This is a genomic window from Candidatus Regiella insecticola LSR1, assembly GCF_000143625.1.
Taxonomy (GTDB): Bacteria; Pseudomonadota; Gammaproteobacteria; order Enterobacterales; family Enterobacteriaceae; genus Regiella; species Regiella insecticola.
Map to the genome: position 1 here is coordinate 1 of NZ_GL379662.1, position 12,662 is coordinate 12,662.

Below are 12,662 nucleotides of genomic sequence, written 5' to 3' on the forward strand. Positions count from 1 at the left end.
ATAACAAGGCTTTTAGCCATGTGAGGGAAGGCTGTTTTGGCGCGCGTTTTTCCTATTACCCTTTTTTAACAACAACGTATTAAGTGCTGGCATACGCATTCCCTTAACCATGTTGGTTGCCTTTGCATTATGGCCACATGCGCCGACAGAACGCCCTCCTTTTGATGCTTTGGTCTATCTGGGTTTAATTAGTAGAGAAGTGACCATCGGATTATTATTAGCCAGCGTCATTGCTTGGCCATTCTGGGTATTACATGCGGTGGGATCGATTGTCGACAACCAAAGAGGGGCGACAATCAGTAGTAGTATTGATCCTATCAGCGGGGTTGATACTTCTGAATTAGCTAATTTTTTTAATCTCTTTGCTGCCGTTATTTTTTTGCAAGGCGGCGGGATGACATTATTGCTGGAAGTGTATGATGCCAGTTATCGTTTTTGTGATCCCTTAACGGAGTGTTCCCCTGCATTATTACCGCTATTATCTATCTTGACCCAACTGATGGTTAAAGCGTTAGTTTTGGCGAGTCCAGTCATCGCGGCGCTATTAATGACAGAAGCCATATTGGGACTGCTCTCACGCTTCGCGCCACAGTTAAATGCGTTTTCTATTGCATTAACGATTAAAGGAACGGTCGCCTTTGTCATTATTATGATTTATTTCTCGGCTCGTTTGCCGGATATTATTATGCAACTTTCTTTTCATCCTGATTTATTAAACATTTGGTTTAACCAACTTTTAAAATAACGCGCATTACCTTACCTTTCATGACATTTGACGCCGTTAGCTTAATTTATAATAGACCGCTTTCGAAACCGTAGCGAGTGGTATTAAGTCTGCGTTACGCGGTGCTCGCAATCCTCATGTACTTATATGGCAACGAAGGTTGCTGTGCGCCGCGGGCGCCTTGACTTAATACCACTCGCTACGGTTTCGAAAGCGGTCTAATACCCAAGAAAATTTTTCTGCTTATTAATAGATTAACGCCGAGTCGGATAAAATAAATGTCATCAAATAAAACAGAGAAACCTACCCAAAAGAAATTAAAAGATTCCGCTAAAAAAGGTCAATCCTTTAAGAGTAAAGATTTTATTATTGCCTGTCTTATCCTTTGTGGCGCGCAATACCTTATTTCAATGGGCTCTTTTGTCGAACTGATGGGAGCCTACCGGCGTGTTATCGCCAATGATTTTGATTATGACATTCATCGTTATACGACGGCGGTATTATGGATAGGATTACAAATCCTGCTGCCTATTATATTGCTTTGCGTATTTGCTTCCGCGTTGCCTACGTTATTACAAACGGGCTTTGTCATCGCGACCAAAGCGTTAAAATTTAATTTTGGTGCCATCAATCCCGCCAAAGGTTTCAAAAAAATATTCAGCTTACGGACAGCAAAAGATGCCGTGAAATCTCTGCTTTATTTAGCGACTTTTTTTATTTCTGCGCTCCTGGTATGGCATAACAAGAAAGGATTATTATTCCAACAATTACATGGTACGCCTTATGATATGACGGTGGTTTGGGGTGAATTATTGCAAGCGATCATTTTCACTTGTCTTGTGTGTATTATCATTATTTTAATTTTAGATGCGTTAGCTGAGTTTTTTCTGTATATCAAAGATCTGAAAATGGATAAACAAGAATTTAAACGTGAGATGAAAGAACAAGACGGTAATCCGGAAATAAAAAGCAAACGACGTGAGCTGCACAGTGAATTACTTTCTGAACAAATTAAATCTGACGTTAAAAACTCAAACTTTATTATTGCTAACCCGACTCATATTGCGGTGGGGATTTATTATAGACCCGATCCTGAAACCGCTTCGATCACCATCCCCCTCTGTTTCGGTATTGGAAACCAATCAGCGTGCATTAGCGGTAAGGGCGTATGCCAAAAAAATGGGTGTTCCTATCATCCAAACGTTCCTTTGGCGCGCCGTATATTAAAAACCCATAAGCGTTATTCGTTTATCAGTCTTGATGCTATCGATGAGATTATACAGTTAATGATTTGGTTACATCAGGTAGAAAATGCCGGATATGAAGAAGTTGCGAATAACGACAGTCAAGAGGAAGTAAAGGCTGAAAACAGTGAAAGTGAGGCCGTCTCTAATAATGAGAATGAAGATAGCGTAGAAAACGTATCTGAAAAATAGTTAAGCTTAAAAAATAAGTACTAAGGAAAAATCGGTGAGGGCTAATATTCCCTCACCGATTTCTTTTTTTTCATTATGCGCTGTATTGCCGATTTTGATCCCTTTAATCTTCAGAGTCAATAAAAGCATTAAAAACAGCACTAGCACCAGTCACAACACCATTAGCAAAAGTAGTCAGCAAGTTTGATGCCTCGATTTTCCTATAGTTCGGATTTTCCTTTAGGAAATCTAATAATCTTTTTTCGTAATAAGATAACTCATGCTTTTTTGATAATTCTTGGTATGTTTCTGGTAATTTTTTAAGAAATAGATGAGCATCCTTTTTATATTGTAGCCCTGAGAGTTGAGCATCAATATTTTTTAGCATTTCTATTTCACCATTGACTAATAGCTGGATAAAAATAGTTTTTATTACAATTTCTCTATTGTTATATCCAAACATATAATAAGGAAGTCCATTTTCGTATGTGTCTTTACAAAGCTCTGTCGCAATATACTCGTATGTGGAAACTAATTTTTCATATACGTGTTCAGGAAGCAATTCTTTATTTAAAAATCTTTCCATATATTTTAAATCGAGCTCGGAATTTTCCGAATTAACAATGATATCTAAAAAAATTTGCCAGAGAATGGTTAATTTTTTTTGAATTAGTTATTGGTCTTTCGCGCAAACGTATACCGGAAAAATCTTCCAGATGTTTTGTAATGTCAAGGTAATCCATCCAAGAAGAATTATTTTCTTCTGAATCAATCAATTTGCGTACATGACTATCTATTATTTCATTAAATAGTAATTCATTAGTGATATTTTTTAGCATATCTGCAAATGAAGACACATTATGAGGGTTATCGGCTAAAAATTTTGTAAAATTTTCGTATACCTTAGGGTCATTAGGGTATTCAGGGGCGTTAGGGTCGCTAACGTAGTTGATATGTTTATATAAAGATTTAGCCAATTTTTCATTTTTATGGCCGAACTGTCCATAAGCCAATTGATTATAAGCTTCTGCTAACTCGCTAAATGCCATTGGCAGTGAATAAAATGTACCCTCTGAAAACTTCATGCTGACAACAAAACTGGGTGAACCATCAGGAGCGCTATACCAAGTGAGTGGTTGTTTCGATTCTGCTGTAAAATAAGAAATGAACTCTAAAAGTGCTTTTGTCCGGTCATCTTGACTACTATTTTTGTCAAATAGAGTATAGAAAGCATCACAAACCTTCTTTTCATCACTTCCACAAAAAAATTCTTTGATCGTACTCCATATTGTAGCAAGGGTGCTTTTATCTTTCTGTGCTGTGCCGTTTTTTAATTTATCGATGAGTTCATGTACTGGTATCGGTACCTTTTGGTTATAAAAATTGTTCACTCCTTCAGAAGTGGCTCTATGATAATTAGCAATAACACACATAAAATTTACTCTCCACTTAATAAAATTAAAATTTTATAAAATAATGATAAAGGCTATTACCGGTGCAAAATAAAGTGATTTTAGATATTACACTTGCCTGTTATTTTGTTATCGATGCTATCGAAAAAAAGAACATAACCTTATTTACCTATATTTTATTAAATTGAATTATACATAAGAAAATATAATCTTCTTGCAAAAAGCGCTCATATCACTGAGGCGTTGCAGCCCGTTAAAATATTCTTTTTTAAGCATGAGCGTTTTATTAAAGCGGCAGGCAATCAAATATATAAAATGCCCGAAATAGGATTAATTGACTTATGTAAATTTATCTTAATTTATATGAAGTTACATGTATTTATTTTATTAAAAGAGGAAATTATTTATGGGTATTGAGATGCTCACAAACTATAAGCACGTAAGTCAACCAGATACTTTAGGGAACGTAAGTCAACTAGATGGCGCTAGTGAATTTAGTGAAAATGTAAAGGAGGTTAAAAATAGTCAAACACGTTTTTCATTTTGGGAATGCATAGAAAAGGCTAAAGTAATTTTAGAGAAGTGGGCTATGAGTGATATTGAGCATTGGTATTCTCCTAATGCAGTCATATCGATTAAGGGGACAGTGGGTTGGTCACATTTAAATCAATCTAGTGATAAGAAGAAAGTCCATCTGCCAAGGACTACAAGTAAGAAAATTATTAAGCATAAGCATCCTAGGTATCCTTGGGCTAAAGGTATGAAAGCTAGAGGTATGAAAAGTACTAGGCATATAATAATTCAGAGCCAAAAAAAGCCTGATAGATTAAATGACTATCAGCAGCCATATCGGCCAGAATTAACGCCATCTAGTGATGCTAATGATGCTAATGAAGCCCAGACGCCAGATTCAAATCCATTTTATGAGAATTTCTTTCCAGTAGAAAGAAATCCATTTAATCCGCGTTACCGTCTGCCAGAATTAAATCCATCTAGTAATGAGAAGGAAGATCTTCAGCTAAAAAGGCATATGCATCTTGGGCTTGAAGGTAAAGAAAACTTTAGGCATATGTACAGTGAAGAAAGCACTAGCTATCCTAGGGGGAAAAATAAACCGTTAGAAAAAAATCCATCCGAGAAAACCGGTGGATTATGGCAGAGGATAAAAGGACCTCTATTTATTTTCTTGAATCTTTTCAACAATATAAGTATTTTTGGAGCATAATCCCAAAGCGTTTTATTTTAGATGCTGTGATTTAAAATTAATCTGATAAACATAAACTAAACAGTATGTTTATCAGATCTTTGACGATCAGGGTAGAAAAGCTCAGACCGCGTGCTTGGTTTAAAGATCCGCCAGGATAGTTTTGATTAATTTCGGCCCATGAAAGATCAAGCCGGAATAAATCTGAATCAAAGAGGCTCCTGCGGCTATTTTCTCTCGCGCCGCCATCAGTGAATCGATACCGCCAACACCGATGATCGGCAGGCGGCCTTTTAATTCTTGTGATAGCAGGCGGATCACTTCAGTACTGCGTGATTGCAATGGCCGACCACTCAAGCCGCCGCTTTGTTCACAGTAATCGAGCCCCTGAATTAACGTACGATCTAAGGTGGTATTAGCGGCAATAACCGCATCCAAATGATGTCTCACTAACAGGTCAGCCACTTGAATTAATTCATCGGTGGTTAGATCCGGCGCGATCTTGATGGCGATTGGAACATAGCGACCTTGCTGCTGATGCAGTTCGTTTTGTTTATTTTTAATCGACACCAATAAATCATCCAACAGCTCACCGTATTGTAATGAGCGTAATCCTTTGGTGTTAGGCGATGAAATATTAATGGTGATATAGCCGGCATAAGGATAAATTTTATCCATGCAGGTCAAATAATCCTCTTTACTTTGTTCCAGTGGGGTATCGTGGTTTTTGCCGATATTGATGCCCAAGATGCCATCAAAACGCGCTTTTTTTACATTGTTGATCAGATTATCAACGCCTTTATTATTAAAACCCATGCGATTAATCAAGGCTTCGGCTTTCGCCACTCTAAATAAACGGGGTTTATCATTCCCCGTTTGAGGACGTGGCGTGACGGTGCCAATTTCAATAAACCCGAATCCCATCGCCGCTAAAATGTTGATGCATTCACCGTCTTTATCCAATCCGGCGGCAAGCCCTAACGGATTTTTAAAGGATAGCCCCATACAGCTGAGGGCTTTAGTCGGTACTGACTGACGTAATAAAAACGCTAGGGGTGTGCCTGCTAGCCGTTGTAATCCCTGCATGGTGAGTTCATGCGCCCGTTCAGCATCAAGTTGAAATAGTATTTTTTTAATGAGGGGGGTATACATATTATTCTCCTAATAGACCTCTTTCCAAACCGTAGCGAGTGACGCGAAGTCAAGGCGCCCGGTGCTCGCAATCCTCATGTACTTATATGGCAACGAAGGTTGCTGTGCGCCGGGCGCCTTGACTTCGCGTCACTCGCTACGGTTTGGAAAGAGGTCTAATGCTTTTTCTATTTTTTCATACATATCACTCGATAAATTAGTTAATGTTTTTAACTGTTGCAGTGCATTACGCATTAATTTTTGACGTTCAGGATCATAGCGCTTAAAGCGGATTAATGGTTCGATGAGACGTGATGCTAACTGTGGGTTTTTACTGTTTAAAATAGATAACCTTTCCACTAAAAATTGGTAACCGCTCCCATCGAGGGCGTGAAAGGCCGCCGGATTGGAGGCAGTAAAGCTGCCAATCAGTGAACGTGTGCGGTTAGGATTATTTAAGCTAAATGAGGGATGTTTTAGTAAATTTTTCACGCGATCAAGTACATCGTCAGCCGGGCTGGTGGCTTGTAATGTAAACCATTTACCCATCACCAAGCCATCTTGCTGCCAACGCTGTTCAAAGTGCGCTAAAAGCTCATCACGACAAGGCAGTTGAGCGGCCACCGAAGACGCCAGTGCTGCCAGGGCATCGGTCATATTATTGGCTTGATAGTATGCAGTGCTAACGGTTTGATCCGCTACGTCGATATTATCACCAAAGGCGAGGTATTTAAGACAAATATTACTTAAGGCACGTTTAGCCATATCGCCATGTGTTGCTGAGTAAACAGTGATTTTGTTGCTGTGATATAGCGTTTGCCATTGTTCGGCTAATTCCTTCGCCAGACAGCGGGTTAAGCCGTAATAAACCCGGCGAATGGCGTGTGGATCAATGATGGTAAAGAATTCCGCCATCTCATTTTCAGTCGGTAAAGTGACTATCTCGGCGGCTAAAGCAAGATCTTTATCTAACAATGCAGTCTGAAAAGCATCAATAACCTGCGGCGGTAAAGACAAGGGGGCTTCTGGCTGTGCATGATCCACATTTTGTTTAATGTAGATCGCAAGTAGGCTTTGGGCGGCGTCCCAACGTGAAAATGCATTACGCGCATGCCTCATCAGGAAAGTTAATTGCTGATCACTATAAGGATAATCTAGCCTTACCGGCGCGGAAAATTCACGCAATAAAGAAGGAATGGGTTGGCAGTTGACCTGATCAAAAGTAAAACGCTGCTCTGCTTTTGTCACATTCAGTACTGAGCCCTGCGCCACGCCATTCATTTTTAGCGCAATCACATTGCCACTATCATCATAGAGCTCAATATCTAACGGAATATGTAATGGCAATTTCTCCGCTTGTTCTCGACTGGGCAATGTTTTTTGACTGACCATTAAATGATACTGCTGTTTTTCGGCATCATAACTGTCGCGGATGGTTAGTAATGGTGTGCCAGATTGACTATACCAACGGCGAAACAGGGTGAGATCAATTTTGCTGGCATCACTCATCGCTTGGACAAAATCATCACAGGTCACCGCACAGCCATCGTGGCGATCAAAATAGAGTTTCATGCCGGCTTGAAATTTTTCTTCGCCCAATAAAGCATGGATCATGCGGATCACTTCAGATCCTTTTTCATACACCGTTAGTGTATAAAAATTTCGCATTTCCATGACTTTATCGGGGCGAATAGGATGCGCCATGGGGCTGGCATCTTCGGCAAATTGAGCCGAACGCATCAGCCGAACATTTTTGATACGATTCACTGCCCGCGAGCCGAAATCTGAACTAAATTCCTGATCACGAAATACCGTCAACCCTTCTTTAAGGCTCAATTGAAACCAATCACGGCAAGTCACACGATTGCCGGTCCAATTGTGAAAATATTCATGGGCAATCACGGCTTCAATATCCAGATAGTCTTTATCCGTTGCTGTTTCCGCGTTTGCTAACACATATTTGGCGTTAAAAATATTTAGCCCTTTGTTTTCCATCGCGCCGGAATTAAAACAATCAACCGCCACTATCATGTAGATATCCAGATCATATTCCAAGCCAAAGCGCGTTTCATCCCACTTCATGGCGCTTTTTAGTGAGGTCATCGCCCACTCTGCCCGATTTAAATTACCGCGGTCGACAAAAAGTTCTAATGAGACTTTTCTGCCAGAGCGGGTGATAAAGTGATCGCGCAGCAGATCAAAATCCCCTGCGACCAGCGCAAACAGATAGCAAGGTTTTGGAAAGGGATCTTGCCATTTCACCCAGTGACGACCATCCGGTTGCCCTTTTTTTACAGTACAATCTCCTTTCTCAATACAATTGCCATTGGAAAGCAAATAAGGATAACGCGCTTTATCCGCGGTAATACGGGTAGTGAAACGCGCTAGTACATCAGGGCGATCTAAATAAAAAGTAATATGGCGAAAACCTTCTGCTTCGCATTGTGTACATAATACGTTATTCGACAGATACAACCCTTCAAGGGCAGTATTGGTGGCGGGATGAATTTCATTGACAATGGTGAGCGTGAAATTTGTTGGCAAATTTTCGAGGATCAAGTGATTATTTTGTTGATAAGCCTTTTTCCATGGCTGCCCATCGACACAGACGCTCAGTAAAACTAAATTCTCGCCATTTAAGATCAAAGGCGCATTTTCTTTTATTTGGCGTTTAATTTTACTCACTGCCGTCACGGTAGTTTTTTCTGCATCTAAAGTAAAATCCAGATCGATATCGGTGATGGTATAATCCGGGGGATGGTAATCGTGACGGTATTTAACCGGTGGCTCTGATTTGATGGTAGACGGTTGAGTTGTGGATGTTGTCATAAAAAATTTTGGCCTCATCAATGATTGTTACCTGTGTCCAGGATCGTCACCAGTAACATAGTGTGACGTCATTGTATTGAGTTGTGCTCTGTTTGTTAACTCACTATAGCCAAATCAGTTTAATTTGATTCTGTGTCGTCGTCATTTGCCGTACTATTTGTACTGTCTGTGCTCCTCCGCCTTAAATCAAATTAAACTGATTTGGCTATATTTTCGCAAAAACCCTATTTTTATTATTAACAGAGAGAAACTTATGAGCATAGTGCTTAACGTATTTCCTATTGTAGATGTATTGCAAGGGCGAGCCCCGAGAACAGTGAAGTTATGATACGCGGTTGGGTACGCACTCGGAGGGATTCTAAAGCGGGTCTCTCTTTTATCGCTGTTGATGACGGCTCCTGTTTTGCTTCACTACAGGTGGTCGTTAATAACTCGCTGGCTAATTATGAAAAAGAAATACTGCGCTTGACTCCCGGTTGTTCGGTGGAAATTAGCGGGCAAATTGTTGCCTCGCCGGCAAAAGGACAAGCGTTTGAAATGCAAGCGACCGAGGTGGTGGTGAAGGGCTGTGTGGATGATCCTAAGACTTATCCCATGGCGGCAAAATGTCACAGTATTGAATATTTACGTGAAGTTGCGCACTTACGTCCACGTACTCATTTGATTAGCGCGGTCGCACGTGTTCGCCACACCTTAGCCCAGGCCATTCACCGCTTTTTCCATGAAAAGGGGTATTTTTGGCTATCAACCCCGCTGATCACTGCTTCAGATACCGAAGGCGCCGGTGAGATGTTCCGCGTTTCGACATTGGATCTGGAAAATCTGCCACGTACTGAGAATGGCAAGATAGATTTCGATAAAGATTTTTTTGGTAAAGAAGCCTTTCTCACCGTATCAGGTCAATTAAATGCGGAGGCTTACGCCTGTGCGCTATCAAAAGTCTATACTTTCGGCCCTACTTTTCGCGCGGAAAATTCCAACACTAGCCGCCATCTTGCCGAATTTTGGATGGTTGAACCGGAAGTGGCTTTTGCTGATCTGGATGATGTCGCTGGTTTAGCAGAAGAAATGCTGAAATACCTTTTTAAAGCAGTATTAAATGAACGTGCGGATGATTTAGCGTTTTTTGCTGAGCGGATAGATAAAACAGTGATCACCCGTCTGCAAGATTTTATCAGCAAAGATTTTGCACAGGTTGACTATACCGACGCCATTAAAATTTTGCAGGAATCGAAGCAATTCTTTGAAAACCGCGTGACTTGGGGAATCGATCTTTCTTCTGAACATGAACGTTATTTGGCGGAAGAACATTTCAAAGCCCCTGTGGTGGTGAAAAATTATCCTAAAGAGATTAAAGCCTTCTATATGCGTCTTAATGACGATAAGAAAACCGTTGCCGCCATGGACGTGTTAGCGCCCGGTATCGGTGAAATTATCGGCGGCGCACAACGTGAAGAGCGGCTTGAGGTACTCGACGCGCGTTTAACCGCGATGGGATTGAAAAAAGAAGATTATGTTTGGTACCGTGATTTGCGCCGCTACGGCACCGTGCCCCATGCAGGGTTTGGGCTAGGCTTTGAACGCCTGATTGCTTATGTCACCGGGATGACAAATGTGCGTGATTTGATCCCTTTCCCACGCACGCCGAGGAATGTTAGTTTTTAATCTCATTAATTTGAAATTATTAATTTGATAAACAAAAGCCAGTATTTGCTGGCTTTATTCATAATTGAAGTAGCCGATTTTTATTAAAAAACCTTACTTATTAACATTTGATTACATTTGGTTTCAAAATGAAACTAATTTATGTATTTTGTATCACTTTCCAGGTAGATTAACTTCCGTTTGGATGGAACACTGGGTGCTGATAGCACAAGCGACATCGAAGTATTGACAATAGTTCCCCAAAAATGAAAAATTGTGCGTCGCGATTAACTCATTATTTTTTTAAAATAATTATTTTGTATAACAATAAAACCGATAAAGGTAATAGCTATGTTCAAGCGCAATATTCTCGCCATACTGGTTCCTGCTCTGTTAGCGGCTAATGCAGCCAATGCGTTAGAAATTTATAATAAAGATGGCCATCAGCTTGACCTTTACGGTAAAGCTGATGTGCGCCATCTCTTCTCGAGTAACAAAAGCGTAGGCGGTGATGATTCTTACGTACGTCTTGGCTTAAAAGGCGAAACGCAGATTGCTGACGACCTGAGCGGTTTTGCCGTCTGGGAACACGAAGTTAACGCCAATAGTACCGAATCTAGGAGCAATTCAGGAAACAGAACCCTTCTTGCTTTTGCCGGCTTGAAATTTGCCGATTACGGTTCAGTGAGTTACGGTCGTAACTACGGCTTGCTGTATGATGTTAACGCTTGGACTGATGGTCAGCCTATTTTTGGTGGTGATACTATCTTTAATCCTGATAATTTCATGACCTCACGTGCTACCGGTGTAGCCACTTATCGTAACAATAATTTATTTGGCTTGGCTGAAGGCTTGAATGTTGCGCTGCAATACCAAGGCGCAAATAAGGGTAGAGAGCTGAAAAACCAGAATGGTGAAGGTTTTGCTGTCTCTTCTACTTATGATCTTGGTTACGGCGTTGCGGTAGGTGCGGCTTACTCTTCTTCTAAGCGTACCGATGCACAAAGAACTTCTTATGCGAAGGGCAAGAAAGCGGAAGCGTGGAATATCGGAGCCAAATACGATGATAACGACTTATACCTAGCGGCAATGTATGCAGAAACTAGAAATATGACTCCCTATGGTAGCAGGAGCGCTTATAATACAGATCACGAAGTGGAAAATAGTATTGCCTCGAAAACAAAAAATATTGAACTCCTCGCCCGCTACCAGTTAGATTTTGGTCTGCAGCCCTTCGTTGGTTATGTGCAATCTAAAGCCGAAGGCGCAGATGAGGATGGAAATTACGGTAGCGAGTATTTGCTGAAATATATGACTGTTGGTACTAACTATAACTTCAACAAAAATTTCGGCGCCTATGTTAATTACAAAGTTAATTTGCTGAAGAAAAATGACTTTACTGAATATCATGGTGTGAATACTAAAGACGTCGTCGGTATTGGCGTGTTCTATCAGTTCTAATCATCTATTGTTGTCTAACATAAGGTGAATAAGCCAAAAAGCAGAGTTTCGACTCTGCTTTTTGCTATTAAAATGGATGAGGTTTTTTAACAGAGTGATATCCTAGCCGCATGGCAGTGAAAAAAGAGATTTCATTAAGGATAAAGTATGCGTACTAAGTATTGTGGGCGGTTAAATTTTTCCCATGTAAATCAAGAAGTAACACTCTGTGGCTGGGCTAATCGTTGCCGAGATCTCGGGAGATCCATTTTTATCGACGTACGTGATCGAGAAGGTATTGTCCAAGTATTTTTCGATCAAGATCAATCCCTGGCTCTTGATGAAGCAAAAAAACTGCGTAATGAATTCTGTATTCAAATCACCGGTATCGTGCGTGCGCGGGACGAAGATAAAATCAATCATGACATGCCAACCGGTGAAGTGGAGGTTTTTGCGACGAAACTCACCATTATTAATGCCAGTGCTCCTTTGCCACTGGATAACAACCACATTAACAGTGAAGAACAACGGTTAAAATATCGTTATCTGGATCTGCGGCGTCCAGAAATGGCGCAACGGTTAAAAACTCGCGCTAAAATCACCGCGCTGGTACGACGATTTATGGAAAACCAGGGCTTTCTTGATATCGAAACCCCGATGCTAACCAAAGCCACACCAGAAGGTGCGCGCGATTATTTGGTTCCCAGTCGAGTCCATCAAGGCAAATTTTATGCGTTGCCACAATCCCCTCAATTGTTCAAACAGTTACTGATGATGTCAGGATTTGATCGCTATTATCAGATTGTTAAATGTTTCCGTGATGAAGATTTACGTTCTGATCGTCAACCTGAATTCACTCAAAT

9 protein-coding genes and 1 pseudogene are annotated in these 12,662 nt (G+C 40.6%); 6 read left to right on the top strand and 4 right to left on the bottom strand.

All coding sequences use genetic code 11. The features are described 5' to 3' along the window. Nucleotides 1–31 precede the first annotated feature (31 nt). Both sctT and REG_RS08975 read left to right on the top strand, forming a co-directional pair. Nucleotides 32–745 (top strand): type III secretion system export apparatus subunit SctT, encoded by a 714-nt coding sequence (gene sctT / locus REG_RS08970; RefSeq protein WP_071985210.1) that lies wholly within the window; start codon nucleotides 32–34, stop codon nucleotides 743–745. A 257-nt stretch (nucleotides 746–1,002) separates the two neighbouring features. Further along, nucleotides 1,003–2,160, top strand: a complete 1,158-nt coding sequence (locus tag REG_RS08975; protein WP_006705350.1) for an EscU/YscU/HrcU family type III secretion system export apparatus switch protein — start codon at nucleotides 1,003–1,005, stop codon at nucleotides 2,158–2,160. Between the two features lie 103 nt (nucleotides 2,161–2,263). Here REG_RS08975 and REG_RS08980 read toward each other — a convergent pair whose 3' ends face one another. Then, a complete protein-coding gene (locus REG_RS08980) occupies nucleotides 2,264–2,725 on the bottom strand; it encodes a hypothetical protein (RefSeq protein WP_006705351.1) in 462 nt (153 codons plus the stop codon). 31 nt (nucleotides 2,726–2,756) lie between these two features. Next, nucleotides 2,757–3,572, bottom strand: a complete 816-nt coding sequence (locus REG_RS08985) for a hypothetical protein (protein ID WP_006705352.1) — start codon at nucleotides 3,570–3,572, stop codon at nucleotides 2,757–2,759. A gap of 385 nt (nucleotides 3,573–3,957) precedes the next feature. Here REG_RS08985 and REG_RS08990 point away from each other — a divergent pair, with 385 nt between their 5' ends. Continuing rightward, a complete protein-coding gene (locus REG_RS08990; protein ID WP_006705353.1) occupies nucleotides 3,958–4,776 on the top strand; it encodes a hypothetical protein in 819 nt (272 codons plus the stop codon). A gap of 120 nt (nucleotides 4,777–4,896) precedes the next feature. On the opposite strand, the gene pyrD is transcribed toward REG_RS08990, so the two are convergent. Together pyrD and pepN are read right to left on the bottom strand one after the other, a co-directional pair. Beyond that, complete coding sequence (pyrD, locus tag REG_RS08995; RefSeq protein ID WP_006705354.1) at nucleotides 4,897–5,907, bottom strand: quinone-dependent dihydroorotate dehydrogenase; 1,011 nt, start codon at nucleotides 5,905–5,907, stop codon at nucleotides 4,897–4,899. Between the two features lie 129 nt (nucleotides 5,908–6,036). Next, entirely contained in the window at nucleotides 6,037–8,715 is a 2,679-nt protein-coding gene (gene pepN, locus REG_RS09000) for an aminopeptidase N (RefSeq protein WP_006705355.1), read from the bottom strand. Between the two features lie 253 nt (nucleotides 8,716–8,968). Here pepN and asnS point away from each other — a divergent pair. From asnS to aspS, 3 genes and pseudogenes are all read left to right on the top strand, one after another. After that, a pseudogene (gene asnS, locus REG_RS09005) lies at nucleotides 8,969–10,380 on the top strand (asparagine--tRNA ligase). 330 nt (nucleotides 10,381–10,710) lie between these two features. Beyond that, nucleotides 10,711–11,820, top strand: a complete 1,110-nt coding sequence (locus REG_RS09010; protein WP_006705357.1) for a porin — start codon at nucleotides 10,711–10,713, stop codon at nucleotides 11,818–11,820. Between the two features lie 147 nt (nucleotides 11,821–11,967). Next, on the top strand, nucleotides 11,968–12,662 hold a 695-nt coding region (gene aspS / locus REG_RS14855), incomplete at its 3' end, for an aspartate--tRNA ligase (protein ID WP_039908466.1).